This window comes from Clostridium neonatale (assembly GCF_900465025.1).
Lineage (GTDB): Bacteria > Bacillota > Clostridia > Clostridiales > Clostridiaceae > Clostridium > Clostridium neonatale.
In genome coordinates this window covers 577,571-604,261 of sequence record NZ_UICR01000003.1, presented here as the reverse complement: position 1 = coordinate 604,261, position 26,691 = coordinate 577,571, and the positions used below count along the sequence as shown (strand labels likewise).

The window sequence follows — 26,691 nt, the reverse complement described above, 5'->3', positions numbered from 1 at the left end:
TCACTCCTTATTTTTTATAAGACATATTAAAGAAGGTAAAAATAAGCTTCAATATGCTAAATAGATTTTAACATAGTAATAAAAATGTTAAAAGGAAGGAATACTAAATTTGGTGATTATATTATGGAAGTAAAAGTAATAAATAATAAATTAGAAGATTTTGAAAGAGTATTTAAAGTAAGAAGAATGAATTATGATCAAGTTCTGGTAAATTATTCTGGTGGAAATGGATTAAAATGTTTTGAATTTAACGATGTAGAATTTATGGGAGAAACAAAAATAGATGAGTTTTTGATAGAAAATAAAGAATACTTAAAAATAAAAATAAAAAGAGGAATTTCGGTTGTCTTCTATAGTGCATTAAAAAATTCATTAGAATCAGAAATTCATGAAGAAGCTAAAAGATTAAATGTATTAATAGATAAATATAAAGTAAATAAGAGAGGCATATGGGAAAAGGATATAGTATTGATGATTAATGAAAAAGTTCCCTTACAAGTTAATGCATCTGGACAAAATTTTAAAAAGGATAGCTACAATATTGATATTAGAATAATTCAGAAAGATGAATTTTTACAATTATGTAATGTAGAAATAGAAAGAATTAATAAAGAAATACGTAGTAGAAGATTAGAGATAGATAGCTTTGAAGCCGCAATAAATCAAGTTTGAAAGAGTATTTCATTTAATATTTAAATTTAATATGGATCAAAAAATGAAGTGATTTTAAAAAAATTTTAAAAAATATGTTGACACTTAATCTAATTTTCTGTATTATAGTCTATGTGGTCAGCGCGACAAGGTGTTAAAAGACATCAAGCGAAGACAATATAAAGCATGGCTCCTTGGTCAAGCGGTTAAGACACCACCCTTTCACGGTGGTAACAGGGGTTCGATTCCCCTAGGAGTCACCATTTCTATCTTATGGGCGCATAGCTCAGCTGGGAGAGCACCTGCCTTACAAGCAGGGGGTCACAGGTTCGAGCCCTGTTGTGCCCACCATAAGATGGCTCAGTAGCTCAGTTGGTTAGAGTGCCGGCCTGTCACGCCGGAGGTCGAGGGTTCGAGCCCCTTCTGAGTCGCCATAAAAAACAAGCTTTAATAGCTTGTTTTTTTATTTATTATTAATATTTAAGTATTGTAATGATTTATAAAAAAGAAAATAAATATGTATGTATATGATTATTCAAATTAGCTTTATCTAATTTCGTTTTATTTTTATAGACTAAATATAAGATTTTTGCGTATAATTTGATATAAAAGAGGGTATCCTTAAAAAAATAATTTTTAAGGATACCTTCTTTTATGAACAGATAATTAAAAAATTATCTATTTCTATTTAGATTTTGTTTTATTCTTATATCATCTGAATAGAATTTACACAATTTAAAATCGCCTAAAAGTCTAGAAGCAATTCTTTCAGAATAATGTTTGCTTATTGCAGGAAGGGTTAAATTAGTAGAAATAAGCATCTTTTTATTTGTAAGAATTCTTTTATTTATTATATTAAAAAGTTCTGTAACAGAGAATTCATTTATATGCTCTGCACCTAAATCATCTATAATTAGTAAGTCACATTCTAATAATAGTTTTTCTATTCCGCTATCAGCATTTTTAAATCTTAAATCTCTTAATATCTTTATTAACTCTTCTGATGTTTTATAAACTACTAAGTTTCCTGTGTCTAAAATAGATTTTGCTATACAATATGATAAATAAGTTTTTCCACTACCAGGATTACCGTAAAATAGTAGGTTAGTATTGATTGTTTTAAAGTTAGGTAGATATTCTTGAAGAATGTAATTTAAATTGTTTTCGATATTTTTTCTTTCAGAATATTTTTCATTTTCATTTCTATGAGATGAAAATAAACTTAAATCAAAATTATCAAAATTACAAGTTTTCACTATATTCTCTAAATCAGAATCTTTATAATATAGGTCAATTAACTTTTGGCTATAGCAAATACATTTTTTATTACCTATAAAACCTGTGTCTTTGCATTTTTTGCAATGATAATAGATATTTAGATAGTCAGTAGAATAACCTCTTTCAACTAGCATTTCACATTTTTTAACACGTAAATCAGTGATTTTTTCTTTAAATTCTTCTACGGTTCTTTCGCTGTTATCTGATTTTATTACTGATAGAGCCATTTGTAATGAAAGCTTTTTAATTTTATTATCTAAATCTATTATTTCAGGATATTTTTCAGCTATTTCTGCTTTTCTTTGCTTTAATGCTTTATTTTCAGATGCTCTTATATTATCATATATTTTTAAAAGTTCTGTTTGATAACCATTAATCATCATTATCCCATCCTAATAATTTTTTTTCTAAAGAGTCGTAGTCATATTCTCTAGGTTCAAAGTTATTAAATCTAAGCGGTGGCTTCTCTTTAATATAAGAAGATGTACCTTGAGCCTTATTATACTTATTACTATTGACTTGTTTTTTGTCTTTAGCTGCGATATCTTCTAATGTTCTAAGGTTATTACTATTCCAGTTATTTAAAATACCATCAATATACTTGAAATCTGCTCTATTCAATCTTTCAAAGCATATATCACAGGCTTTTTGAATTATTTCTATGGAATAATTATAAGTTAGTAACCATTTTTCAATCATTTCCTGTTGAGGTTTCATTATATCTGTATTATTAATTCCGAGATAAGATAGTATTTTTCTGATATTTCCCCATTTATCTTCAGTCTTTTTGATTAAATTTTGAGCCTGCTCAATATTAGTTATTTTTAAGTCATGCCATGATAAAGCCACTTTTTCTATATATCTTGGATCGCTTTTACCTTTAGAAATGCAATATTCCATTAGTATTAAAATTAATTCAGAAGAAAAACCAAATTCATTCTGCCAATTTAAATATGTGGACATCTCAGTAGGGGAAAGTGGTCTTGCTAAAAGAGATTCTATATCCTTTAACATATCTTTAGTATTATTGCTATTTAAAGCAGATAGTAAGTCAACTTGATTTTTGTTACCATTATTTGAAGTATTATCTAAGTCCAAGAATTCTATATTAAAGTTTCCCATTTGATCTATCTTATTTAGTCTGATTATTCCTTGATCACTCCAATAATTAAGAGCATTCATTATATCTGATTCTAATAAGTTAAGAGAGGAAGCTAATATTGATGAGCTTACCCCAGGCTCACCTGAAGTATTAAATTTTAATAATAGCAAATAAACTTTTATAAATTCGCCTCTAGCTCCTAGCATATATTTTTCAATGAAAGTATTACTAACAGGAGTAAAGTTTAAAGAATTATTCTTTAATATGAAAGTGCTCATTTTGCCACCTACCTTTTTAATTATATTTATGATTATGTAAATAATTATAGCATATTATACTTCAATGTAGGGAAATAATAAATACTATGTACTCGACAAGCAAAAAAATACAGACCTATGATTAATAGTCTGCATTTCTGTATTAAAGCATGAGCTTTTTTGTATCAACAACTCCTTCACCTTGGATGCTCTTTGAAATATCTTCGATGGGAGTACAAGCAACCTTTAGTAGTGATAAAACATCTTTAAAATTAACTTTAGGATTTTTTTCACATATTAATGCACATAATCCACTTATATAAGCTGTAGATAGGGATGTGCCAGAAAATGTTTTATAAGCTGCATCAAGTTTATGAGGATATAATTTTAAGCCATTTTTTTCTGATATATAGTTCTGATCACAATTTAAAGAAACAATATTAACACAGGCAGCAGATAAATCAGGTTTCACTGATTTTTCATATAATCCACCAGAAGAGTATTCATATGGCCTTAGTGTATTTGATGTAGTATCTAATCCACCAACAGTTATACAATTACTTAAAGTTGATATTCCCATAATTGAATAATTATCTTTTAAGCTGCCTGATGGAAGAACTGGGATTAATCCTTTTGTTATAGCCTTATTCAACATTGAATCAAACAATGATATTATAAATGTATTATGAGATAATAATTCAAAAGGTAAACAGAGAACTTTAATATTATTTTTTTCAGAGATACTTATAACATGTTCTAATGAATAAAGGACATCTGAAGCAAATCCTTTTCCTAATTTATCAAATGCTTTATAGCAAAATAATTTGCTCTTATGGCAGATTCCTTTATATAAATCATTTGATTCAGTACCATTGCTACATAATATACCAGCTATACATGTCCCATGTCCATTATCATCATAAGGATGAGTTAATTCGTTTATTACATCTATGAACAATTCTATTCTATTACTTGGCTTTATTAGATCTTGATGAGGGTAGACGCCACTATCAATGACTCCAACACCAACTCCAGCGCCAGACAATTTTGAATTTGAAGATAAATGAGTTTTATTTGCAGTAGATATACTCATACCACAAAGAAATAAGTATTCATCTAAATATATTTTTTCTATTTCTGGATATTCAATAATACGTTCAATTCCACGAGCTGTCAAATCAGCACTAATTATATTTATGGATTCGATAATATGATAAACTTTACCTTTATATGAACTTACTTTTTTAGCAAGGGAAGAATGAAAGTTCTTATATTTAATAAGTACTCTATAATTTTTATAAGCATTTTTAGATACATAGTATTTTAAATTATTATCTAATTTGCTTTTAGATGAAAACATAATTTTCTCCTCAATATTATTTCATTATATATTATATGAACTTTATCCATATTGTTAATACCAAAATATAGTATTTATTTATGATGACTATATAAAATTTAAGAATATGAAAATATTAAGATATATAAATACAAGAATATGAGAATATAGGAGTAGAAGAATAGAAAAATATATGCTTCAAATATTTGAGTAAGGTAGAATCTTTATTTAAAGCATATATTTTTAATAGGTTAATTAATGCTTCCATTGAAATACTACTATACCTATTATCATAAGTGAGATTCCTATAAAGTTATGTATGGAAAAACTTATTTTTTCACTATCAAATAAACCAAATGCATCTATAAGAGCTGCTGAAAGAAGCTGAGCAACTAATATAGTGCCTATTCCTACAGTTGGTCCCATACTAGCAACACTCTTCATAACTGTAAAAGTAATTACAACTCCAAGTACTCCACCAAGTAGATATAGCTTATTTGCGTCTTTTATTGAACCGTAGCTTCCTTTGCCAAAAAAGAATGAGATAATTAAAGCACAAACTAATGCAATACCTTGAACTATTACAGTAGTTTCCCAAACACCTACTTTTTCACCCAATCGTGTATTGAATACTCCCTGAATGCTCATTGCTATTCCAGAAATTATTGCAGTTATTATTCCAATCATACTATTTATCACCTCTAATATAGTATTTACAATTGAGAGAAAAATATTAAAGTGGCATTGAATTTACAAATTATAATTTGTAAATAATAAGTAAGAAGTAATAAACTAAAAGTGAGTAGTTAGAAATAACTGAAGTTAAAAAGATAAAGCTATGTATTTCTACTTAGAAAATACAAATTAATGTTTAAAAAGCTGAAGGCTTTTTTCATTATCTATTACTTCTTACTTGTTAGTTTTTACCTATAATAGCTAAATCTAGATTTGTAGCACAAACAGAAAGGGGATGCCGCAGATTATTTAATGCGGTATCCCCTTAAATGATTATTCTAAATTTAATTTTAATTTTTTAGTTTAAATTTTTCGTTAATGACATCTTCTGAGAACCCTAAAAATTCTCCAACAGCTAATATATCTTCAAATAAAGTTATGTAATGATCACGACATGGTGAAACAATTAGATCATTTATATCTATGTATAAATTAAGAAACTGATCACTTAGACAATTTTCATTAGTAGCTACATTTATAGAAGTAATATCATCATAATTATGCTCTATTCCCAATGTTATTAAATTAGATAAACAATTAATATATTTTTCTAAGATTAAATCTGAACAAGTATCTTCAGTATTATTATTTAAGTAAGAATAACAATTAGTTGCTTTGGCAAATTCACCCAAAGCTACTTCAAATTCTAAAAGCTTACGAACTCTCAATTTATATGAGTCTAATTCTGGATTAATTGAGATTGAACTGATTATTTTTTTATTTATTTCAAACATTGGATTAATATTCATAAAAAATCCTCCTATAACTTTTAAAAACTAATATTATTTTACAAAATCTTTTAAAGAAAGAAAAGTAGAGAAAACGACTACAGAAAAAATTATTTTAACTTAAATAAAAAATAGCATGAATTATTACTCATGCTATTAAAAAAAATCAGAAACTTTTTAATTCATAAGATTTTATAGGTATATTTTTCTTAGCTGCCGGAAGCTTCCAAATTTCTATATTTTTAATTTTCAATTTAAGAAAATTATCTTTATCATATAAATCAGGATAATTTAATTTAATAGTTTGCTTCTTATTATCTTTTGGAACATATGGTAAGTTCCCAAGAAGAATAAAATTATCCTCAAAACATTTTACATTAAAGCCATGTAAAGATAAAGTATCGAAAAGATTACGAGCAATTCGCTTTATATAACCTTTATTATCTAACCTTAAGTTTATACTCTTTGTTTGATCCAGAGGATATACAGTATCGTTTGCATCTACTCTGAAGGTTTTATATGGAGCTATAAGTTTATCTACTAGTGGATATAGTTTATCTAAATCAGGATTTTCTATTGATATTAAAGGTATAAATGGTTGTGGCGAATTTCTATTTGTTCTAAACTTTCTAGATATATTTTTTTGAATTGGTGAAATTACTTGATAAGCTTCCTCATCAAATAATGCAACTATGTAGTATTTCATTATTGAACCTCACACTCTCAATTATTGTTTACTTAATGTTTAATAAATTATATCATATTAATGGAAATAAAAAAATAGAAGAAAATTTAAAAAATAAGTAATAATCATAATTATGTAATTAAAGAATAAATTACATAATTAATACAAAAATAGCCATAATATAAAATAATGATATTTAAATACATAAAAAATAAATTGAATGCCGTTAAATTTAAGTTCTGTTAAAAAAATATATTTAAATAAATTTATATTATGTTATAATAAGTAAGATAGATTTTTATAATTATAATAGGTTAATAATGCGGTTTTATATAGATTATATAGATTTTATAGATAGGGTGAATATAGATGGAAAGATTAATCATAAATGGAGGCAATTTGCTCAAAGGTAGCGTGGAAATTAATGGCGCTAAAAATGCTGCCGTAGCTATATTACCAGCAACTGTAATGGCACATGAAGGTAAGTGCATAGTTGATAATATACCAGATATTGAAGATGTTCATTGCTTAGAAAGAATATTAAAGAGCTTAGGCTGTTCTGTAAATAAAATTGATAACAATACTTTAGAAGTAGATAGTACAAATGTAGATAATTTTGATGCGTGTATAGAAGATGTAAGAAGAATGAGAGCTTCTTATTATTTTATTGGTGCTTTACTTGCAAGATTTAAGGAAGCTAGAGTGGTTCTTCCAGGAGGATGTCCTATAGGAGTAAGACCTATAGATCAGCATATAAAGGGATTTGAAGCTTTAGGTGCTAAAGTTGTAATAGAACATGGTGCAGTTAAAGTTAAAGCTGAGAGATTAGTTGGCGCAAATATTTTCTTTGATGTTGTGTCAGTAGGTGCAACCATAAATGTAATGATAGCAGCAACATTAGCGGAAGGAGTTACTACATTGGAAAATGTAGCAAAAGAACCTCATGTTGTTGATGTAGCTAACTTTTTAAATTCAATGGGTGCAAATATTAAAGGTGCAGGTACTGATGTAATCAAAATACAAGGTGTAACAAGGCTAAAGGGCTGTGACTATAGTGTTATACCAGACCAAATTGAAGCTGGTACGTTTATGATTGCAACTGTTGCTACAGGCGGAGACGTGTATATAAAAAATGTGATACCAAAGCATTTAGAATCCATTTCAGCAAAACTTACTGAAATGGGTGCAACTATTGAAGAGGGCGATGATTGTATTAGAGTAAAAGTTGATAAGGAATTAAAAGGCGTTAATATTAAAACAACACCTTATCCGGGATTCCCAACAGATATTCAACAACCAATGTCTTCGTTATTAAGTGTGGTTCCTGGCAGAAGCCTAATAACTGAATCTATATGGGAGAGTAGACACAAGCATATAGATGAATTAAAGAAGATGGGCGCTAATATAAAGGTAGAAGGCAGAGTTGCTATAATTGATGGTGTTGAAAAATTGACAGGAGCTATTGTAAAAGCTACAGATTTAAGAGCTGGTGCAGCTATGGTAATAGCAGGATTAATAGCAGAGGGAACAACTGAAATAACTAGTATAGAACATATAGATAGAGGGTATCCTCATATAGAAAATAAATTTAAGGCATTAGGTGCTGATATTAAGAGAGTACATGTAGAAGAATAAGAGAATGCTGGGGAGGGTCAAGAATGGTATTTTGTTCTTTGTATAGTGGAAGTAGTGGAAATAGTATGTTTATTGGCACTGAAAAGGCAAAAATATTAATAGATGCTGGACTCCCAGGAAAGAAAATAGATATGGCATTTCAAGAGATTGGTCAAAATCCTAGAGATGTGAAAGGGATATTCATTACTCATGAGCATAGTGATCATATTAAGGGAGTAGGTGTCTTATCAAGAAAATATGATATTCCTATATATGCAAATGCAGATACATGGTCTGCTATGGAAGGCTCTATAGGGAAAGTAAAAGAACATAACATAAAAGTAATTGATAAAAGATCACTTACTCAAATTGAAGATATTAATATAAAAGCATTTAATATTCCACATGATGCTAGTTCACCAATGGGATATACTGTTAGTGATGAAAAAAAGAGCATTAGTGTGGCAACTGATTTTGGGACTTTTACTAAGGAAATATATGATAATATTAAGGAATCAGAAATTATATTACTTGAGAGTAATCATGATGTTAATATGTTAAAATTTGGTCCATATCCGTATACATTAAAAAGAAGAATATTAAGTGAGATAGGACATTTATCTAATGATGACTGCGGTACAGCAATAATTGAATTAGTGAAACATAAATTAAATAAAAAGATTATTTTAGGACATTTAAGTACTACTAATAATCATCCCGATTTAGCTTATCAGACTGTATTAAATGTGATAAGAGAAAATGGAATTAAAGAAAATGAAGACATAATTTTAACTATGGCGGATAGACATAGCCCAAGTAATTATATAACTATTTAGTTAAATAAATAAATTTAATATATAAATAAAGAAATTTAAGGGAGGACTTAGACATGAGTTTATATACAAACTGGACTGATATGGTTGTAGAATATGTTAAGACTAAAGGAGAAAATGCTTTCTGGGCAGAATATAGCAAATTAGAAACTGCAATATATAAAGATTTATTAGCTAATCATAAAGAATCTAAGAAAACTACAATTGGAGATTTAGCTATAGATTATGATTCAACTATAGAATTTGCAATGGGGTTTGTTGACGGAATAAACGACAGCTTAAAGAATCCATATGATTTAGAAACTTTAGAAGCTGATACAGAAATAATATTAGACATTGATTTAGAAACTTTATACTTTAATATGTTAGATGCTAAAGCAGAATATTTATATACATTACCACAATGGGATGGAATTTTCTCAGCAGAAAAGAGAGAAGAAATAAAGAAATCATATAAAGATTCTAAGACAGTAAGAAATACTGAAAAAATAGGTAGAAATGATGCTTGCCCATGTGGAAGTGGGAAAAAATACAAAAAATGCTGTGGTAAATAATTACATATAAATGAATATAATTATTTTTAATAAGGAATTCCGAACATTAACTTGGATTCCTTATTTTTTTAAGTTTTTATGCTAAAATAATTCACAAATAAAGGTAGAGATGGTATAATTAAATAAAAATTAAATAAATGGACTGAGGTGATAAGGATTTATGGATAAAAACGTGCTATGGGTGAATGAGCAAAGAATACTTAGAACCATAAAAGCATTAGAAAAAAATAATATGAATGGTTATATGGTCGCATCAAATGTGGACTTAATAAGTAAGATTGAAGAATTAATATCTCCAAAGTCAAAGGTTTCATGTGGAGGATCAATGACTTTATTCGAAACAGGTGTTATTGATCATTTAAAGAGTGGTAGGTATGAATTTTTAGATAGATATAAAGAAGGATTAACTCAAGATGAAATAAAAGAAATATTTAGACAATCCTTTTTAAGTGATGCGTATGTGACAAGTACAAATGCTATAACTGAGAATGGAGAAATATATAATGTTGACGGTAATGGAAATAGAGTAGCTGCAATGTTATACGGACCAGATAAGGTAATAATAGTTGCTGGCGTTAATAAAATAGTACCTAATGTAGAAGAAGCTATAATTAGAACAAAAGAGTATGCATCGCCTATAAATGCAAAAAGATTAAATAAAGAAACTCCTTGCACAAAAATTGGAAGATGCGTAGAGTGCAATAGTGATAATAGAATATGCAATGAATATACATTAATAAAGAGACAAATTGATAAGAATAGAATACATGTTATATTTCTTAATGATAACCTTGGATATTGATATTTATAAATAAATAGAATGAGTACTATGGCAGTGCTGATAATTGGATTGATACTATCGACCCATTTATCAGTGTTTTTTATTTTCTGGGAAATAAATTTATAAAAGCAATAAGTATTATGATAAAAAATTATTATGATCTCATCAATTAAAAAAGTAAATAATTAAAAATTGATATTAAATCTAGGAGGCTAATTACATGAATTATAAATTAGGTATTAAATATTTTCTTAATAGAAATCTTAAAGAACATTCAGAAAGAGTATTTGAAGGAATATCTAATGGAAGAAAAAAGGCGTTAGATAACTGGTTTAAAGATAAATGGGTTCAAGTTAACAATATCAAAAATTCACTTATTGCATTAGAAAATGATGATGAAGTAATAAATGAATTTTTAAAAGAAACAGTAAGCAAGTATGAAGAATTTTGTGAAATATTTGTGTTGGATAATGAAAGAAAAGTATCAGTTTCATCTTGTAAGATACATATAGGGATAATGATGAATGACTTACCAAATTTAAAGCGAGGACTAGAAGGTAAGCCACTTATGTATGGGCCATATATTGACAAACGAACATTAGATACAGATATAAAAGGAAAGAAATTTTCTGATGAAGTGACATTGATGTTTTCCATGCCATGTAAGAATCATGCAGGGGATATAAGAATATTATGCTGCAGAGCCTTAAATGATGATATGAGTAATGTAATACAAGATGAAGATACTCATATATATAAAGATTCTGGAGACAACTATCTATTTATGGTCAACTCAAATAGGGGGATTAAACCAGGAACTGCTATATCAAGAAGTAGATTTGAAGATAATACATTTACATTAGGTGATAATCTTAAGGATGGAGTAAAGACTAAAAAATGGGGAGTTGTACAAATTAAAGATCATACAGAATTTGAAATAATTTTTAATGATCCATCTACAAAAGAATTGCACTCAGGTGTTGCTAGTACAATAAAAAATGGTGAAAATTTAGATTGCTGGCCGGGTTATCCAGATTATAGACATATTATGGTCGGGGGAAAGGGGACTTTGATATATCCTCCAAACTGTGATGAAACATGGGGAATGATGTGTGAAGGGGATATAGCAGAAATTTATGATTTTAAAGGAATTAATTTAAAGGTCCCAGCTACAATATCTATATTAACGGGTATTTTATTTATAGCTAATGGAATTTTAAATAAAATATTTCCTAGTAAGGAATTTATTTTTTTAGCAATAAGCTGGATTATAATTTGTATATCATCAATGATAATAAGCAGAAAATTAATCGTATCTCCTTTAAGTAAAACAATTGATATACTTCAAGATATAGCAGAAGGAGAGGGGAATCTTACCAAAAGGGTTGATAAGATATCAGCAGATGAAATTGGTGAATTATCAAGGTGGTTTAATAAGTTCATAAATAGTCAGATGACTATGCTTAAGAGAGTTAAAAAATCAGCTAAGACAACTAAAAAGTCAGTAAATATAGTTTCAAGAATAACATCAGAGCTTAAAAGCGGAATGTCTCAAATTGAAAAAACCGTAGTTAATTTACTAGAGAACTCACAAGAACAAAATGATACATTTCAAGAAACTAAGAATAAATTTTCAGATATATCAGCATCAATTCAAGAAATGGATAGCTTGATATTAGAAATCTCCAATGTTGTACATGATACTAATGAAAGTTCACAAAAAGCTGATGGTGTAACAAAGATTGCACTTAATAGTATGGAGGAGCTTGAAAGCTTAATCAAGAAAACGGTAAATTCTATAACTAACTTACAAGAACATTCAAAGCACATAACAAATGTAGTAAATGTAATTAATGATATAAGTCAGCAAACTCAGCTATTGGCTTTAAATGCATCTATAGAAGCAGCAAGAGCAGGAGATAGTGGAAAAGGATTTGCAGTTGTAGCAGCAGAAATATCTAAGTTAGCATTAGAAACAGAAAGTGCTACTAAATCTATAAGTGGCGTTATATCAGATGTTCAAAAACAAACACAGTCTACGTATGAATATGCTGGACGAATGAATGATAAGGTAGATATGTCAATAAGTAGTGTTAGGGAATCAATTGATTCATTTGCAAAAGTCAATGAAGATGTAAATATAATATCTACAGCAATGCAATCTATATCAGAAATAACATCAACTCAAAGTCAGGATGTAAGTGACGTTATGAATAATGTTTCAACTATGGCAGATAAAATTAATGAATCAACAGAATTAAGTTCAAATCAAAGTGAAAGATCACTTGAAACAGTTAAAAGGATATTGGGGCATATAAATCAATTAAAACAAGCAACAGAGGCACTAGAATATTCAGCAGAAAATATGGATGAAATGGTAGGTTCATTTAAATTATCTTAATGTTTAAATTCACAGTTTAAATAAAGGACGTAGAACTAAAGTTTAGTGAATGACACCGAAATAAAGCTCTCAAATTGGGCTCGCTTGCTACCAAAATGAAGCTAAAAATTTAAACATCAATGATCGTGCCCAAAACCGTTTGCTCCAATGTAAAATTAGACAAACAATTTTGGAACAATCATTGATGTAAAAATTTTAAAGCTCCATTTTGGAATGCAAGTCTCCGCCCAATTTGAGAGCTTTATTTCTTTGTTTCATCTAAGCTCAAAGTTTCAGTATTATTGGTGTTACACATAAATATATTTTTAAATTAAGGAATAGTTATTTAAGCAAGCTAATATTTTATAATTTTTAAGAAGGCAACAATATATTCAGATATAGAATATTCTAAAAAGCATAAAATATAATTAACAAAGTTGAGTAACTATGATTTTAGAGAAAACAAAGAAATTCAATATATGAATAGGCGTAGCATTGTATTGGAAATTTCAGCTTTTAAATTCTTTGGCAGAGGCTGTTTCAAAATTGTTTGTCCAAAACTTGTTTTTTTGGACCAAACATTTTTGGGTGCAGTCTCTGCCATTAGAATTTTTAGATCAAATTTCACTACAATCGAGCCTATCATATATTGAATTTCGACTGTTATCCACTAAACTCTGATTCTACGTCCTTTATTTATGTTGTGTGGCATCTATGTTTTTTGCTTTTAATTAATATGATAGAATATTACGTAGAATAAATCGAGATATTAATTAGTATCGAGATATTAATTAACAATAAAGGATGTGCGGTTAATTTATATGAATATAACGGTTATTTCAGTAGGGAAATTAAAAGAAAAGTATTTAAAGCAGGCAATTGATGAGTATTCAAAAAGATTATCACGTTACTGTAAATTAAATATAATCGAGCTTGCAGATGAGCAGACACCAGATAATGCATCAGAAAAAGATGAACTGATAATTAAAGATAAGGAAGGCAATAAAATATTAAGTAATATAAAAGACAATATGTATGTTGTAACTCTGGATCTTAAAGGAAAAATGTTATCTTCTGAGGAGTTGTCTAAATTTATTGATAATTGTGGTGTAAGAGGCGATAGTAATATGTGTTTTGTAATTGGTGGAAGCTTGGGTTTAAGTGAAAGTGTTTTAAAAAGAGCTAACTATAGTCTTTGTTTTAGTAAGATGACCTTTCCTCATCAGTTGTTTAGAGTGATGTTGCTTGAGCAGATTTATAGGGCATTTAGGATAAGTTGTGGTGAGCCGTATCATAAGTGAATGCGAAATTTACTGAAATTGGATAATAATATAGATAGTAAGAATAAAGGAGAACTTCCTTTATTCTTTACTTTAGGATATAATGTATAATGTCGAAATAGTAATAATGAATTATACAAGCTATATCTTTACAAAAGAACGTATGTTCTGATATTATGAAATATATAGAAATAACATCTATGAAGGGATGAAGCTAAATGGAACAAGAGCAATTATCATTAGTAAATGATGTGATAAATGAAAGCATTAAGAGTGATAAAAGTTCACATGATTTAAAACATAGAAAAAGTAGATATAGTAATATGAGAGAAATGTTAGATAATGAATATAAAAATACATACATAGAAGTAGATACTAAAAAAGTAAGTGATAAAAAATCAAATTTTAATTATGTTGATATTTTTGCAGGTGCAGGAGGATTGTCATTAGGGATAAAGCAAGCTGGATTCAATAAAATATGTGATGTTGAGATATTACCATTTGCATATGAGACATTGAAATATAATTTTCCAGAAGCAAAGCACTATAATGGCGATATTTCAGAATTTGATGTAAAAGAGTATGTAGGAAATAATAAGATACATTTAGTTGTTGGTGGTCCTCCATGCCAAGGATTTTCTGTTGCAGGAAAGAGAAAACCAGATGATCAACGTAATTTTTTATTTAATGAGTATTTAAGAGTGGTAAGAGAACTAAAACCATATTTCTTTGTATTAGAAAATGTACCTGGTATAATAACATTAAAAGAGGGCGAATTCTATCACAATATAATAAAAGGTTTTAATGAATTAGGATATGATGTTTCAGTTAGAATATTAGAGAGTGCAGATTATGGAGTACCTCAATTGAGAACAAGAGCAATATTTGTTGGTAATATGTTTGGAATGAAAAATCCATATCCTAAGAAAATTTTTAAGCCAGAAGAGTACAAAAGTATTGATTCAGCAATAAAAGATTTAGAGAATATGCCTAGAAATTCAGAAATAAATCATGAATGGACTAGGCATAGCAAACAAATGATTGAGAGAATAAGCAAAGTATTACCAGGAGAATCATTATATGAAACATTTTCGGATTCATATAAAAGACAAAGAATCGGTCAGCCATCTATGACTATTAAAGAAAATCATGGAGGTACGCATATTCATTATAAATTAAATAGATGCATATCAACAAGAGAAATGGCTAGGATACAGACATTTCCAGATAACTTTATATTTAAAGGAACATATAAGCAGGGTTTTGTTCAAGTAGGAAATGCAGTTCCACCATTATTAGCTAAGAATATAGGATTAGCCATTAGAAGTTATATAGAGAAAATAGATAAAAAATAACTAGAGCGTGTGAAAAATTTTCTGTAAATAGCTTTCTATGATAAGATTTTTAAGATTAGATAACCTAAAAATTATTTAAGTTATATTTTCAATATAATATCTATTTTTTTACATGTCAAGTGCGCCCTGTCTTAGGGCGTATTTTTTTGTATTATAAAATGATTAAACTAAGCGTCCTTCAAACATAATTGATAATTCTCCATAAACTCTACCCCAATTACGCAAAGGTAGTGTCCACTTCTTTGTAGCCTCAAAAGTAGCTAAATACAAAGCTTTAAGAAGAGATGTATCACTTGGAAATACGCTACGCTGACGGTTAAGTCTGCGATATGTACTATTAAGACTTTCGATTGCATTAGTTGTGTAGATAACTTTTCTTACATCTGCTGAAAATTTAAATATAGGACTTATAACATCCCAATTATCAGACCAAGATTTCATTGCGTTCGGATAGTGGCTTTGCCACTTCTCAGTTACTTCAATCATCCTAGAATGTCCATGTTCTTCTGAAGGTGCATGGTATATTGTTTTAAGATCAGCTGCAAATTCCTTTTTGTCTTTATCTGATACATATTTTAATGTATTTCTAACTTGATGCACCAAGCATCGTTGATATTCAGTATTAGGAAATGCCACGTTTATAGATTCCTTGATTCCAGGAAGTCCATCAGCACATAATATCAAAATATCCTTAACCCCTCTATTTTTTAACTCATTAAGTACACTTAACCAATACTTGCTACTTTCATTTTCTCCTATTTGAATACTTAGAACTTCTTTTCTACCTTCCTCATTAATGCCAAGGATAACATATGCAGCTAATTTTTTTATTACATGGTTATCTCTCACTGAAAAGTGGACGGCATCTATAAATATTATAGGATAAATACTTGATAACGGTCTTTGCTGCCAATCCTGAATGTCAGGAAGTAACTTATCAGTTATATCTGAAACCATACCATCACTGACTTCAAACCCATAAATATCTTCAATTTGTTCTGATATTTGTCTTGTTGTAAGTCCTTTTGCATACATTGAAATAATTTTATCTTCAATACTTGAGATATCTTTTTGTCTCTTTTTCACTATCTGTGGTTCGAAAGTTCCTTGTCTGTCTTGTGGAACTTCTATTGGAATTTCTCCATACTTGCTACGTATAGTCTTTTGCTTTTTTCCGTTTCGTGCGTTAGCACTGTCGGTACGTTCATAAGGATCATATCCTAGATGATTGTCCAACTCTGCAGTAAGCATACTTTCAATAGTTCCACCTAGTAAATCTTTAAGTGAATCTTGAATATCATCAGCAGTATGAATGTCATATTCTTCAATTAATTGAGTTATGATATTCTTTTTCCTTTCATTTAATCTTTCTCTTCTTTTACCCATAAAAAACAGCCTCCTATGATATTTTAATTTTATCATAGAAAGCTGTTGTATTGTATAATTTACAGAGATTTCTTCGCAGGCTCAATAACTATACATATTTGTATAGTTATTTTTAGAATAATTTTATGTATTTGAGTTCAATTTTAAAGATAGTTTGTTTTTCCAATCTTCTAAGTCATACCAAGGACATCCCTTACAACCATTTTCATCAGAAGGTGATGTACCATTCCAATTTTCATTTCCTTCTGAGTACCACTTAATTCCCATATATGTACCACGTTTATTAGTAGATACACACGCATCACAATATCTTGACTTTATTAAATTAGTTTGATTAGTGAGCAATTGGAATTTCGATTTTATTTCTTCTTCTGTCATAGAATCAAAATTGATTGATTCTCCATTAATCCATCTTTGAGATGGAAATTTATGATCTATTATTAATTCATTAGCCTTTTTGGGAAGATCAAAGCAAGCATCTTTAAGAGGAAGTACAGTTTTTATTTTATGATTTAATTTTTTTGAAATATTATAACGTTTTACTACATAGATTTCATGTCTTGGAAGTCTAATTAATAAATCAAAAGTTTGTTTTTTACCACAGCTTGGACAATCCATTTTACGACTAGCGATTACATAGCCTTTAATCTTCAAGTTTTTGATACGAGCTGCAGGTTGTGGGTTAACTTGAGGTACAGGGCCACATTTTCTACATTGCCAATTTGTAAAAGGAGAATTTGGATTTAGAGCATTAAAAACTACTTCTGTATCAGAGGCATCGAGATTTCGCCAATATTCTAGTTGTTGAGTGTTCCAATTACTATAGTTATTAGGATGTAATGCTGAATAGCATTGTTCAGCATGGGCAAAAACATCAACTTTATTTTGAGGAATATTGATTCCTTGATATCTAGATATTATTGGGATACACCCTGACCAAGTTCCAATTGGATACTTAAAACGTACTTCAATAAAATAATCCTCCATAGCTGGAACCTTAAATTGTTTACCTAAAGTTATATTATTATTAACTTTTTTATTTTCGTAATCCATATGAACCTCCATATAATTTATACTATAATTATACAAGTTAGTAAAAATATAATCAACCAATGATAAAAAATAGAAAAATAATATCTAAATAGAAGAGGGAATTTTATGAAAGAAAATACACGTATTAAAATAACAAAATTTCTACAATGGAACGATAGAAATGGTTGCTATACAGATGAAAATTGTGATTTAGAAGAAGTACCAAGAATGACATATGAAGAAGCAGTAAAATATTTCTTTGGTGTAATAAATGATGATTTGTATTACAGCGTAGCAGATAATATTTTTGAACTTACATATGATGAAGTAATAAAATATGCAAGAGAAAATAATATATATGAAAGTACAATGAATAAATTACAAGTATTAATTAATGCTAAAATTATTGATGATGAATTGTATAGAAGTATATTGAATTAAAGAGAATAATTAAATATATATTATAATCATGTAAAAATAAAAGAAATACTTAGAGACATAAGAGCTTTAGGTATTTCTTTCTTTATTATTGCAAATAAATCAAATAGAAGGGAGTTGAAATTTAATGACTAAGAAGAACGAAACCAAAGTAATAAAAGAAACAAACTACTGCAAAATCTACAGCAAGGTAAGCATAGAAGATGATGAATACAATAGCTGTATAGAAAGAATTGAAGTGAAAGAAAAGAAGCGTGAAGAAATACGGTTTGCATTGTACAAAGATACTGTAAGAGGTGATAATCGATATGTTCCAAGAAGTCTTGATGTAACTGAAATACAACTACTAGAGCTGATAAAAAAGGCTATAAAACAAAAAGTATTTTCAAATGAATTCATAGAAATGCTTCAACAAGAATTGAATAATACAGTAAAAAAATCCTAATTGCTAATAAAAATAGTGATTAGGATTTTTCTATGTTAGATTTTGATAGATATAGTAAATATCTCTAACTATATTTTACTATATAACGACAATATTTGCCAAGTAAAAATATAATAAAATGATTTGTAGTAAAAATTCTAAATAACCATATCTAATAAAAAATCGCCCCAGCCCGCCCAGAAGAAAGGGCGATTTTTGTATCTGTAAACCTAGTAATGTAGCCAATCGCCCCAGTTGCCCTAGTTTCCCTAGTATAAATAATAATAATATAAAAAGAAAACTCTAAAATAGAAAATGCCATCAAAATAGTAGGGGCAACAGGGGAAACAGGGGCAAAGCTAGGAAACATGAGAGTTTGAAAGCAGGGCGAAAGATAATTTCAAAGTGGAAACAGGAGCGAATACAAAAAATTGTAAAGAAACCCGCTAAAAAATACAAACGGGAATAAAAACCCGTTTGGAAATCTAGTAATGTAGTCAATTCTCCCGTAAAACCCGTAAACCCTATAGAAATAAGAGTGTCTCTAATAAGAGAAAAAATAAAGGTCCAAATTCTAATATAATGACACAACAAAAACTAACGGGAAAACGGGATTTTCGGGTAAAGCTAGAAAACATAAGGATTTCAAAGCGGGAGCAGAAAATAAAAAAACGGGTACAACGGGAAAATAAAAAAAGAAAGGTGAAGAAAAATGAAATCAGAAAAGAAACAGCAACAAAAAAGAATAAGCATAGTTTCAATCAAGATGGTAAGAGAATCAAGTGTTCTGTATGACATAAGAAAAATAAGCTCACCAAATGATGCTATAGGTCTAGGAAAAAGATTTCTGCAAGACGAGGATAGAGAAAAGCTGATTGCATGTTGTCTTGATACAAAAAATCAGCCAACAGCAATAAATGTTGTATCAATAGGAAGTCTAAATAGTTCAATTGTACATCCAAGAGAAGTATTCAAACCAGCAATACTAAGCAATTCAGCTTCAATAATACTTTTTTATAACCATCCATCAGGAGATACAACACCAAGCAATGAAGATAAGCTGATAACAGAAATAATAAAAGAAAGTGGAGAAATTCTAGGAATAAAGCTACTTGACCACATAATCATAGGAAATAATTCATATAAAAGTTTCAAAGAAGAAGGATTAATATAAAAAATAATAGGAGTGATAAACATGATAGAATTAACACATTTAAAAGAAATAAACAAGGCAGATAGATTACCAAAGGAAGTTCAAGAAAACATTGAAGGAATACTATCAATACTAGATGAAGAATACGGAGCTGATAGAGATCAATACAAAGATAATGGAGGATATGTAATAATTGTTGAAGATGAATCAGATTTTCAAATAATAAGGGAAAAAGCTCATATAGATGTTGATGATGTAATAGTTGAATATGTAGATAATATAGAATGCAGTAATAAAAAAATATATACAAGCTCATTAGCTTTGTGCAATAGTGACTATTCAGTATCATTAGTAATACCTTTTGAAATAACACCTAAAAATATTCTAAATCAAATGTAAATTGAAGGAGCTGAAAAAGATGATAATAAATACTAACCTTTCACCAATAATAAAAAATTTCATGATGAATGATATAAATAAAGTAATCAATAAATACAACAATATGGAAGAAGAAAAGGTTCAAAAGATAGAAAGTCTAATATCAAAAATTGAGGATGAAGAAATTCGCAAAGAGCTTCTATCAGATTTTGAACAGACATTGAAAATCTCAATGGAAATAGATAATACAGATGTGGATAACTCAATAATAAAAGCATATTTGTGGATAAAAAATAATTGCACTGTGGATATAAATATAAATAGATTAGTAAGAGTATTTGAAGATGTAGAAGCAGATGGATATGGTTTCATATATGATGATAAAGTCATATATAAGATGAATGCTGGTTTAGAAAATTTAGAGAGAAATAAGCTGGAATATCTTCTTGAAACAGAATCATTCATAAGTAATACATTTGATAAAGATACATTAATTGATATGTGGATAAATAAAACTTCTAAAGAAGAGATTGCAGAAGAATTGATAAGGGAAATTGATGCAAATGAGCTTTTGAATATGAGGTCTGAATCGATGTTTGATAATAATAATGATGAATATATGTTTGCAGAAATAGATTGCTAATAAGGCTACTTTCTAATAGAGAAGGTAGTCTTTTTTCATATGCAAAAATAATTGAAGGAAGGATGATGAAAAATGTTCAAGAAAGAAAATCGCTATGTAAGCAGACAAGTAAATGAGGTTGTTCCAATATAGCTTCAAATTCTATTGTGGAGCATGATAGATTCACTAAAGGAGAAAAAGAAGTTGGACTACCTACAGATTTTCAGACTAAAGATAAAAGGAGATAAAGTTCTAATAGAACATGAACAAGAGGTTCCACCATATAAAGAAAAATACGAGGTTGAGAAAGAAAAGTTTTCAATAGAGCATGATATGAAAATATATGTAATAGATAGTGTTGATTACAGCACAATGATTTTTGTAGAAGAATACTAAAAGGACAAAATATGACCAAGTGGGATGTATATAATACCATTACCAATAAATATAGAAGGTGGAATTTTACAAGGAAGAATGCAGAAGAGAAAAAAATCACAATTAGTTATTATTAGATTAAAGAACGAAAGGGGGAGAGTAAAAATAAGAAAAATAAGAAAAGCAGACCCTAGTGATTTCAGTGGAGTATATCAAGATATGGTTGAAAACTTGGGAGTTGAAGTCACTAAAAGGGTACATAAGTATTACAACGGACAACAAGTAACTTTCCCTATGAGATTGTATTCTAAAAAATATGTTTTAGAAAGACTAAAAGAGTATGATGGTACAAATCTAAAAGCACTTTCTAGGGAATTAGGGTATTCAGAAAGATGGCTAAGACATCTAATTGAAACAGCTAAAGATGAAAAAAATAATCAAAATGGACAATAATTGTCCAAGCAGTAGTAATAAAATCTAAATATAAAATAAATGGAGGCGAATGATAATGAAAAAAGAAAACCTAAAAAAGATAATAACAATGGGATTGATAGCAACAAGTTTGATTGCAGTTGCACCAATGCAGGCTAATGCAGAATGGAAACAAGGTTCTTCAATTGATCCAAGCGGAAATGTGCAACACAATGGATGGTATTACACTAATTCAGATGGAAGTCATAAAACAGGATGGTTACTTGATAAAGGAAACTGGTATTATCTTGATCCTGATGCAGATGGATATATGGAAAGTTGGACTATAAAGACTATTAATGGTGTTCAATATGGATTTGATAGAGACGGAAAAATGGTTAATGGTAAGGTTAATTGGAACGCTAATAAGACAGAAGCTACTGTAAATGGTGTTCAATATGACAATATAGAACCTGTAAAAGAAATAGCATCAAAAACAAGTTCAAGTGATGAAAGAGAAACACCAAGTAATTACTATAAGTTTCATATAAAAGGAATGTCTGAAGATTATCGTCAAGTTGATGCATATAGAAGCTTTTTAGTAAATCCAAATACTAATGAAATATTAATAGGTAAGGTAGTAAATCCTTTGGATGGAAGAACATATTTAACTAATTACAAAGGAGAATTGCAATTTGGATTTCAATTAAACTATAGTACTAGAAAATGGGAATATTACAACAGAAAAAGCGGAGCTTTAGAGACAGGAACAAAAGAAATTAATGGGGAAACATACAACTTAGATGATGTACATTTAAATGATTTTAATTATGAAGCTGGAAGTGAATTCATATGTAGTAATGATGAAAGTACATTAGCTTATACTGAGGATTATTTAATAGAAAATTCCGCTAAACAGTCATTCTTAAATGAAGGTATTGATGAAGCAAAATACATACAGATAACAACATCAACAAACTAATAAGCAATGATATAGGAGAGATAAAAGATGGAAAGAATTGAAGTTGCAACAAGAAAATCATTAAAAGATGCAATTGATAATAAATACAAAGTCATAGTTATTATAGGTGATTTAGCAGATGAAGTATTAAAGGAATTAAATGATAAGAAAAAAGAAAAGATAAGTAAACTATCAGATTTATCAATAATACTTGGATGGTTTTTGTGGCCATTATTAATAGCAGGAGTTGCAGGAAAGATAATAAGTAAGGATGATTTCAAAAAATATAATGCAAGTATAGAAAATGGTACTATTGTTTTAACAAGGAAAAAATAAATTAAAAATGAATCAAATTTGAAAGAGCTGTTTAAGATGATAAAGGTCTTAAATGGCTTTTTCTATGTAAGGAAAGGTATAATGCAGATGATAAAAATGTTACAGATAATAATTTTGGTATTGGAGCTGATACTAGAAGGAATGTCAGAAGAAAAGGCTATAAGCAACATATCAAAAAAGTTTGGAATTGCAGAAGAACTGATAAGAAAGTTCTTCTAGCAATTCAATAAGGTGGAGAAATCCATCTTTTTTTTGTATAATTACTAATAACTATATAAAGTGAATAGGAGAATAAAAATTATTATGGATAAAGAAAACTATACATATGCTGATATAGTGAATGAAATTATAAGAATACAAAAAATTGATGCTGAAAGTGATATATATGAGTCAGAAAAAAAACGTATTAGACAGTTAGTTATTAGAGGATGTGAAAGTATAGGAAAATATTGGGGTATTGAACCACTTATAGAATATATATGTGGAGAAAAATTCTTCTATAGAGTAGTAAACATAATACTACAAATGACAGAAGATCCAAGAATAAAGAAAATAATGAATAGAATAAATAGTGATAAAAATATAAAAGAAGAAGAAGAAGAAGTTCATATAATTAATGAGGTATCAATAAATATATTGCTTGATGGAAAGTCAAAAAAAGAACAAAACGAAATAAAAAAGGAATATAATGCAAAAAATGAATTCATCAAATCAATTGAAGGAATACAAAAGAAAATGGAAGAGCAATTTAAGGTTAGTTATAATGAATATATAGAAGAATTTTTAAATGAATTCTTAAAAATGAAAGCATATAATACAAAAACAGCTAAAGAAAGATTAGAAGAAGTGAATAATGAAATATTGCAAACTATAAATGAAAAGACAAATACAATTAAGTATAATAATAGTTTAAGAAAAATTATCATAGATATCGATTGGGAAAATATAAATAAAGAAGAGATAAAAGAGAAGATAAAAAAAATAGGTAAACTATATTCTAAAAATTCAGATGATGTTATAAAAGATATTGATAGGATTAAGTTTAAAGAAAATGGACAAATAAGCCTTAGATAAGGTTTATTTTTTTTGTCAATATACAAAAAATATAGTGATTACAATGGATTTTTTGTTCATTTAAAGTAAGATGTCATTGTTATATCATAGAGGTAAGGATATCCACAAAAAAACATTGATGTAGAAAGCAAGCTTGCATTATTTAATAAATTGAAAAGGAGATAATGCAATATGGCAGTTAAAAAAGTTAATCATAAAGCAAGACCGCAAATAAGACCAAGAAGAAGAATACCATTTTCATTAAAACCAATGATAGAAGAAGGCGAATTTGAAGCTAAAATAACCAATGCAGAAATAGCAGATAGTGTAGATTTTGGAAATGATAAAATTCCAAGATTAGCTGTTGATTTTCAGTTGAAAGATGGTAGAAGATTAAAACAAAACTTATTGCTAATAGAAAGTACTAACAATCCAGCATATCAGCTTATAATGACTGTATTTGGTTGTTTAGAAGATGCATATGTAGATGGTTTAATTGGCAAAGAAGTTGGAATTGAAGTTGTTCATAAAAACACTGATGCTGGAACTTTTGCAAACGTAAAAAGAGTGTTTAGCATAAATGATGACTGTGAAGAAGATGCAGAAGCAGAAGAAGAACTTTCATCTGAATTGCATGAAGAAGAAGTAACAGAAGAAGCTCCATATGATTCAGATGGAGAAGATGAAATGGACATATAAACTAAATCCTAGGAGAAGATAGCGCTCCTCCTAGGGTGTTATCTATCTCCTTGAACATAAGAAGGAGAATAAATACATGATGCAAATAACGGAACAAAGTTTAAGAGCTGGAAAGCAATATGAAGTAGGATGCTATACCATCAAAGATAGTGGAATATATTACCCTGTAAATAAAGATGGAAATGTAGTTCTTGATAAGGTATGTGAAGTAGTTTTTATAGAAAAAACAATTGAAAACATTGATACAAATGAAGTAATAATAAAACTAACTTACAAATATAAAAATAAATATAAGTCATTGATTTTGTCTATGGATGTACTTAAACCTAATAAGTTATTAGAACTGTTAAGGTTTGGAGTCAGTATTCCTCCAGAAGATGAGAAGCTTTTAGGAAGGTATTTACTAAAATTAGTACAACAAGTAGAAAATGAATGTATTTATAGTAATGTTGGATGGCATAAGGATTCACAAGGAAATCTACAATATAGATTGAGTGAAGCAATATCTAATCAAACAGCTTCAGTTGTAGCAGTAAATAATCCCGATGCACCAAATTTCAACTTGAAATGTAGTGGAACAGTTCAAGCATGGGTTGATATGTGCAAAGAAGAAGTAATCGGAAATACCCATCTTGAAGCTATGCTATGTTTTGGATTTTCAGCACCTATAGTCGGATATCTGTATAGAACTACAAGCTATCAAGATACATTGGTAATACATGCAGTAGGTGACAGTACCACAGGAAAGACAACGGCAGGTAAATTGGCTGTATCACCATTTGGTTTCCCAGATTCAAGGGATAATGGCATTTTCAGAACATGGAACGGAACCACTAATGCAATAATAAGATCTCTTGGAGGTAATTTTGGAGTACCACTTGTACTAGATGAAGTTTCTATGATTAGAAATAGAAATATCAGCAGTGAGCTGTATACAATAGCATCTGGTGAAGATAAAGCAAGACTTACAAATGATATTGAGCAAAGAGATAGACCTAAATGGAGTACAACCATAATATCAACTGGTGAAAAGTCAATATTCAGTAAAGCTAGTAACAATGCAGGTCTTAGGGTAAGAGTAATTCAATTTGAAGGAATTACATGGACAAGTTCAGCTACTAATGCAGACAATATCAAAGCAGTAATAAGTCAAAACTATGGATGTGCTGGTGTTGAATTTGGGAAATACATCTTTTCTAAAGGAATTAACATCATAGATGAAAGAATGGAATATTGGTACAATAGGTGTTTAAATGAAATACCTGATAGTTCTTTTAAAGATAGAGTTGCATATAAATTTGCCATAATGATGACTGGTGGAGATATAGCAAATCAAGCTCTACAATTAGGAATTAACTTAGATAAAGTTTTGGAATTTCTAATTGAAAATGAAAAGAACAACATCCCTGATAGAGATTTAGCAGAAAAAGCATTCTATGATGTAATCGAAACAATAATTGCAAACATGAGTAAATTTGCAATAAGGGGCATAAGCCTTTTTCCTAAAGATTACTGGGGAAAAATTGAAACTACCTCTCAATGCTATAAAGTTGTATTTCTAAAAAATAAACTTGAAAGCGAATTAATAAAGCTAGGATATGAAGATTCAAAAGTAGTAATAAGAGCTTGGAAGGAAAGAGGTTATTTGTTAACTGAAAAAGATAAAACAACTAACAGACTAGTTGTTAATAAAAATAAAAGGGAAACTGTATATGTTTTAAAGGTTCCACTTGATGAATTGAAGAGCTATATTCCTAAAAATAGTATTTTAAATTCATAAAAAGCCCCTGCAAAGCCCTAAACAAAAGGGCGATTTGAGTATACACAAACCTAGTAATGTAGCCAATCGCC

29 protein-coding genes and 3 tRNA genes are annotated in these 26,691 nt (G+C 28.8%); 24 read left to right on the top strand and 8 right to left on the bottom strand.

Annotated features, from left to right (window positions below):
- Nucleotides 1–123 precede the first annotated feature (123 nt).
- From CNEONATNEC86_RS20965 to CNEONATNEC86_RS20950, 4 genes are all read left to right on the top strand, one after another.
- Entirely contained in the window at nt 124–672 is a 549-nt protein-coding gene (locus CNEONATNEC86_RS20965) for a hypothetical protein (protein ID WP_058293262.1), read from the top strand.
- A gap of 167 nt (nt 673–839) precedes the next feature.
- A tRNA-Glu gene (locus CNEONATNEC86_RS20960) sits at nt 840–914 on the top strand.
- Nucleotides 915–926: 12 nt separating this feature from the next.
- A tRNA-Val gene (locus CNEONATNEC86_RS20955) sits at nt 927–1,002 on the top strand.
- A gap of 6 nt (nt 1,003–1,008) precedes the next feature.
- Nucleotides 1,009–1,085: transfer RNA gene (locus tag CNEONATNEC86_RS20950), tRNA-Asp, on the top strand.
- 240 nt (nt 1,086–1,325) lie between these two features.
- Here CNEONATNEC86_RS20950 and CNEONATNEC86_RS20945 read toward each other — a convergent pair.
- The 6 genes from CNEONATNEC86_RS20945 to CNEONATNEC86_RS20920 all read right to left on the bottom strand — a co-directional run bounded on the left by CNEONATNEC86_RS20945 (nt 1,326) and on the right by CNEONATNEC86_RS20920 (nt 6,796).
- Complete coding sequence (locus CNEONATNEC86_RS20945; protein WP_159117195.1) at nt 1,326–2,309, bottom strand: ATP-binding protein; 984 nt, start codon at nt 2,307–2,309, stop codon at nt 1,326–1,328.
- On the bottom strand, nt 2,302–3,309 hold the full coding sequence (locus tag CNEONATNEC86_RS20940; RefSeq protein WP_159136771.1) for a DnaD domain protein: 1,008 nt from the start codon (nt 3,307–3,309) through the stop codon (nt 2,302–2,304). The genes CNEONATNEC86_RS20945 and CNEONATNEC86_RS20940 overlap by 8 nt, the downstream gene beginning before the upstream one ends.
- Before the next feature lie 142 nt (nt 3,310–3,451).
- Entirely contained in the window at nt 3,452–4,648 is a 1,197-nt protein-coding gene (locus CNEONATNEC86_RS20935) for a S8 family serine peptidase (RefSeq protein WP_058293265.1), read from the bottom strand.
- A gap of 234 nt (nt 4,649–4,882) precedes the next feature.
- Entirely contained in the window at nt 4,883–5,314 is a 432-nt protein-coding gene (locus tag CNEONATNEC86_RS20930; protein ID WP_058293266.1) for a DMT family transporter, read from the bottom strand.
- A 338-nt stretch (nt 5,315–5,652) separates the two neighbouring features.
- Nucleotides 5,653–6,111, bottom strand: a complete 459-nt coding sequence (locus CNEONATNEC86_RS20925; RefSeq protein ID WP_125147918.1) for a dUTP diphosphatase — start codon at nt 6,109–6,111, stop codon at nt 5,653–5,655.
- 145 nt (nt 6,112–6,256) lie between these two features.
- Nucleotides 6,257–6,796, bottom strand: coding sequence for a hypothetical protein (locus CNEONATNEC86_RS20920; RefSeq protein WP_058293268.1), 540 nt, complete (start codon nt 6,794–6,796; stop codon nt 6,257–6,259).
- Between the two features lie 348 nt (nt 6,797–7,144).
- On the opposite strand from CNEONATNEC86_RS20920, the gene CNEONATNEC86_RS20915 reads away from it, so the two are divergent.
- From CNEONATNEC86_RS20915 to CNEONATNEC86_RS20885, 7 genes are all read left to right on the top strand, one after another.
- The gene (locus CNEONATNEC86_RS20915) at nt 7,145–8,410 is read left to right on the top strand and encodes a UDP-N-acetylglucosamine 1-carboxyvinyltransferase (RefSeq protein ID WP_125147917.1); all 1,266 of its coding nucleotides are present in this window, start codon (nt 7,145–7,147) and stop codon (nt 8,408–8,410) included.
- A gap of 23 nt (nt 8,411–8,433) precedes the next feature.
- A complete protein-coding gene (locus CNEONATNEC86_RS20910; RefSeq protein WP_058293270.1) occupies nt 8,434–9,225 on the top strand; it encodes an MBL fold metallo-hydrolase in 792 nt (263 codons plus the stop codon).
- A gap of 53 nt (nt 9,226–9,278) precedes the next feature.
- Nucleotides 9,279–9,776, top strand: coding sequence for an SEC-C metal-binding domain-containing protein (locus CNEONATNEC86_RS20905; protein ID WP_058293271.1), 498 nt, complete (start codon nt 9,279–9,281; stop codon nt 9,774–9,776).
- Between the two features lie 160 nt (nt 9,777–9,936).
- Nucleotides 9,937–10,578 carry a lactate utilization protein gene (locus CNEONATNEC86_RS20900; protein ID WP_058293272.1) on the top strand — a complete coding sequence of 214 codons (642 nt, stop codon included), beginning with the start codon at nt 9,937–9,939 and terminating at the stop codon, nt 10,576–10,578.
- Between the two features lie 199 nt (nt 10,579–10,777).
- Nucleotides 10,778–12,958 carry a methyl-accepting chemotaxis protein gene (locus CNEONATNEC86_RS20895; protein ID WP_159136770.1) on the top strand — a complete coding sequence of 727 codons (2,181 nt, stop codon included), beginning with the start codon at nt 10,778–10,780 and terminating at the stop codon, nt 12,956–12,958.
- Nucleotides 12,959–13,758: 800 nt separating this feature from the next.
- The gene (rlmH, locus tag CNEONATNEC86_RS20890; protein ID WP_058293274.1) at nt 13,759–14,238 is read left to right on the top strand and encodes a 23S rRNA (pseudouridine(1915)-N(3))-methyltransferase RlmH; all 480 of its coding nucleotides are present in this window, start codon (nt 13,759–13,761) and stop codon (nt 14,236–14,238) included.
- Nucleotides 14,239–14,435: 197 nt separating this feature from the next.
- The gene (locus CNEONATNEC86_RS20885) at nt 14,436–15,572 is read left to right on the top strand and encodes a DNA cytosine methyltransferase (RefSeq protein WP_159136769.1); all 1,137 of its coding nucleotides are present in this window, start codon (nt 14,436–14,438) and stop codon (nt 15,570–15,572) included.
- A gap of 162 nt (nt 15,573–15,734) precedes the next feature.
- Here the strand turns inward: CNEONATNEC86_RS20885 and CNEONATNEC86_RS20880 are convergent, their stop codons facing one another.
- Entirely contained in the window at nt 15,735–16,958 is a 1,224-nt protein-coding gene (locus CNEONATNEC86_RS20880) for an IS256 family transposase (RefSeq protein WP_159135701.1), read from the bottom strand.
- 123 nt (nt 16,959–17,081) lie between these two features.
- On the bottom strand, nt 17,082–18,011 hold the full coding sequence (locus tag CNEONATNEC86_RS20875) for a PX domain-containing protein (protein WP_159136768.1): 930 nt from the start codon (nt 18,009–18,011) through the stop codon (nt 17,082–17,084).
- 105 nt (nt 18,012–18,116) lie between these two features.
- Between CNEONATNEC86_RS20875 and CNEONATNEC86_RS20870 the strand changes: the two genes are divergently transcribed.
- From CNEONATNEC86_RS20870 to CNEONATNEC86_RS20810, 13 genes are all read left to right on the top strand, one after another.
- Nucleotides 18,117–18,431: a hypothetical protein gene (locus CNEONATNEC86_RS20870; protein ID WP_159136767.1), complete on the top strand. Its 315-nt coding sequence runs from the start codon at nt 18,117–18,119 to the stop codon at nt 18,429–18,431.
- Between the two features lie 124 nt (nt 18,432–18,555).
- Nucleotides 18,556–18,873: a hypothetical protein gene (locus CNEONATNEC86_RS20865; RefSeq protein WP_159136766.1), complete on the top strand. Its 318-nt coding sequence runs from the start codon at nt 18,556–18,558 to the stop codon at nt 18,871–18,873.
- Nucleotides 18,874–19,564: 691 nt separating this feature from the next.
- The gene (locus tag CNEONATNEC86_RS20860) at nt 19,565–20,026 is read left to right on the top strand and encodes a JAB domain-containing protein (protein ID WP_159136765.1); all 462 of its coding nucleotides are present in this window, start codon (nt 19,565–19,567) and stop codon (nt 20,024–20,026) included.
- Nucleotides 20,027–20,047: 21 nt separating this feature from the next.
- On the top strand, nt 20,048–20,404 hold the full coding sequence (locus CNEONATNEC86_RS20855) for a hypothetical protein (protein ID WP_159136764.1): 357 nt from the start codon (nt 20,048–20,050) through the stop codon (nt 20,402–20,404).
- Between the two features lie 19 nt (nt 20,405–20,423).
- Nucleotides 20,424–21,026: a hypothetical protein gene (locus tag CNEONATNEC86_RS20850; protein WP_159136763.1), complete on the top strand. Its 603-nt coding sequence runs from the start codon at nt 20,424–20,426 to the stop codon at nt 21,024–21,026.
- Between the two features lie 144 nt (nt 21,027–21,170).
- A complete protein-coding gene (locus CNEONATNEC86_RS21710) occupies nt 21,171–21,401 on the top strand; it encodes a DUF960 family protein (protein ID WP_276508239.1) in 231 nt (76 codons plus the stop codon).
- 24 nt (nt 21,402–21,425) lie between these two features.
- The gene (locus tag CNEONATNEC86_RS20840; protein WP_230132327.1) at nt 21,426–21,833 is read left to right on the top strand and encodes a Mor transcription activator family protein; all 408 of its coding nucleotides are present in this window, start codon (nt 21,426–21,428) and stop codon (nt 21,831–21,833) included.
- A 55-nt stretch (nt 21,834–21,888) separates the two neighbouring features.
- The gene (locus tag CNEONATNEC86_RS20835) at nt 21,889–22,773 is read left to right on the top strand and encodes a hypothetical protein (protein WP_159136762.1); all 885 of its coding nucleotides are present in this window, start codon (nt 21,889–21,891) and stop codon (nt 22,771–22,773) included.
- 27 nt (nt 22,774–22,800) lie between these two features.
- Complete coding sequence (locus tag CNEONATNEC86_RS20830; RefSeq protein ID WP_159136761.1) at nt 22,801–23,088, top strand: hypothetical protein; 288 nt, start codon at nt 22,801–22,803, stop codon at nt 23,086–23,088.
- 36 nt (nt 23,089–23,124) lie between these two features.
- Nucleotides 23,125–23,307, top strand: a complete 183-nt coding sequence (locus tag CNEONATNEC86_RS20825; protein WP_159136760.1) for a hypothetical protein — start codon at nt 23,125–23,127, stop codon at nt 23,305–23,307.
- An 84-nt stretch (nt 23,308–23,391) separates the two neighbouring features.
- Nucleotides 23,392–24,162 (top strand): hypothetical protein, encoded by a 771-nt coding sequence (locus CNEONATNEC86_RS20820; RefSeq protein WP_159136759.1) that lies wholly within the window; start codon nt 23,392–23,394, stop codon nt 24,160–24,162.
- A 171-nt stretch (nt 24,163–24,333) separates the two neighbouring features.
- The gene (locus CNEONATNEC86_RS20815) at nt 24,334–24,840 is read left to right on the top strand and encodes a hypothetical protein (RefSeq protein WP_159136758.1); all 507 of its coding nucleotides are present in this window, start codon (nt 24,334–24,336) and stop codon (nt 24,838–24,840) included.
- 76 nt (nt 24,841–24,916) lie between these two features.
- Nucleotides 24,917–26,620 carry a DUF927 domain-containing protein gene (locus CNEONATNEC86_RS20810; RefSeq protein ID WP_159136757.1) on the top strand — a complete coding sequence of 568 codons (1,704 nt, stop codon included), beginning with the start codon at nt 24,917–24,919 and terminating at the stop codon, nt 26,618–26,620.
- Nucleotides 26,621–26,691 lie beyond the last annotated feature (71 nt).

Bases quoted from the DNA above. Each gene is read 5' to 3' on its own strand.
- CNEONATNEC86_RS20930 (WP_058293266.1), bottom strand. From the start codon at position 5,314: ATGATTGGAATAATAACTGCAATAATTTCTGGAATAGCAATGAGCATT.
- CNEONATNEC86_RS20880 (WP_159135701.1), bottom strand. From the start codon at position 16,958: ATGGGTAAAAGAAGAGAAAGATTAAATGAAAGGAAAAAGAATATCATA.
- CNEONATNEC86_RS20850 (WP_159136763.1), top strand. From the start codon at position 20,424: ATGATAATAAATACTAACCTTTCACCAATAATAAAAAATTTCATGATG.
- CNEONATNEC86_RS20860 (WP_159136765.1), top strand. From the start codon at position 19,565: ATGAAATCAGAAAAGAAACAGCAACAAAAAAGAATAAGCATAGTTTCA.
- CNEONATNEC86_RS20840 (WP_230132327.1), top strand. From the start codon at position 21,426: ATGTATATAATACCATTACCAATAAATATAGAAGGTGGAATTTTACAA.
- CNEONATNEC86_RS20825 (WP_159136760.1), top strand. From the start codon at position 23,125: ATGATAAAGGTCTTAAATGGCTTTTTCTATGTAAGGAAAGGTATAATG.
- CNEONATNEC86_RS20870 (WP_159136767.1), top strand. From the start codon at position 18,117: ATGAAAGAAAATACACGTATTAAAATAACAAAATTTCTACAATGGAAC.
- CNEONATNEC86_RS20885 (WP_159136769.1), top strand. From the start codon at position 14,436: ATGGAACAAGAGCAATTATCATTAGTAAATGATGTGATAAATGAAAGC.
- CNEONATNEC86_RS20820 (WP_159136759.1), top strand. From the start codon at position 23,392: ATGGATAAAGAAAACTATACATATGCTGATATAGTGAATGAAATTATA.
- CNEONATNEC86_RS20815 (WP_159136758.1), top strand. From the start codon at position 24,334: ATGGCAGTTAAAAAAGTTAATCATAAAGCAAGACCGCAAATAAGACCA.
- CNEONATNEC86_RS20855 (WP_159136764.1), top strand. From the start codon at position 20,048: ATGATAGAATTAACACATTTAAAAGAAATAAACAAGGCAGATAGATTA.
- CNEONATNEC86_RS20835 (WP_159136762.1), top strand. From the start codon at position 21,889: ATGAAAAAAGAAAACCTAAAAAAGATAATAACAATGGGATTGATAGCA.
- CNEONATNEC86_RS20865 (WP_159136766.1), top strand. From the start codon at position 18,556: ATGACTAAGAAGAACGAAACCAAAGTAATAAAAGAAACAAACTACTGC.
- CNEONATNEC86_RS20830 (WP_159136761.1), top strand. From the start codon at position 22,801: ATGGAAAGAATTGAAGTTGCAACAAGAAAATCATTAAAAGATGCAATT.
- CNEONATNEC86_RS20925 (WP_125147918.1), bottom strand. From the start codon at position 6,111: ATGAATATTAATCCAATGTTTGAAATAAATAAAAAAATAATCAGTTCA.
- CNEONATNEC86_RS20935 (WP_058293265.1), bottom strand. From the start codon at position 4,648: ATGTTTTCATCTAAAAGCAAATTAGATAATAATTTAAAATACTATGTA.
- CNEONATNEC86_RS20940 (WP_159136771.1), bottom strand. From the start codon at position 3,309: ATGAGCACTTTCATATTAAAGAATAATTCTTTAAACTTTACTCCTGTT.
- CNEONATNEC86_RS20810 (WP_159136757.1), top strand. From the start codon at position 24,917: ATGATGCAAATAACGGAACAAAGTTTAAGAGCTGGAAAGCAATATGAA.
- rlmH (WP_058293274.1), top strand. From the start codon at position 13,759: ATGAATATAACGGTTATTTCAGTAGGGAAATTAAAAGAAAAGTATTTA.
- CNEONATNEC86_RS20895 (WP_159136770.1), top strand. From the start codon at position 10,778: ATGAATTATAAATTAGGTATTAAATATTTTCTTAATAGAAATCTTAAA.
- CNEONATNEC86_RS20900 (WP_058293272.1), top strand. From the start codon at position 9,937: ATGGATAAAAACGTGCTATGGGTGAATGAGCAAAGAATACTTAGAACC.
- CNEONATNEC86_RS20920 (WP_058293268.1), bottom strand. From the start codon at position 6,796: ATGAAATACTACATAGTTGCATTATTTGATGAGGAAGCTTATCAAGTA.
- CNEONATNEC86_RS20910 (WP_058293270.1), top strand. From the start codon at position 8,434: ATGGTATTTTGTTCTTTGTATAGTGGAAGTAGTGGAAATAGTATGTTT.
- CNEONATNEC86_RS20915 (WP_125147917.1), top strand. From the start codon at position 7,145: ATGGAAAGATTAATCATAAATGGAGGCAATTTGCTCAAAGGTAGCGTG.
- CNEONATNEC86_RS20875 (WP_159136768.1), bottom strand. From the start codon at position 18,011: ATGGATTACGAAAATAAAAAAGTTAATAATAATATAACTTTAGGTAAA.
- CNEONATNEC86_RS20965 (WP_058293262.1), top strand. From the start codon at position 124: ATGGAAGTAAAAGTAATAAATAATAAATTAGAAGATTTTGAAAGAGTA.
- CNEONATNEC86_RS20945 (WP_159117195.1), bottom strand. From the start codon at position 2,309: ATGATTAATGGTTATCAAACAGAACTTTTAAAAATATATGATAATATA.
- CNEONATNEC86_RS20905 (WP_058293271.1), top strand. From the start codon at position 9,279: ATGAGTTTATATACAAACTGGACTGATATGGTTGTAGAATATGTTAAG.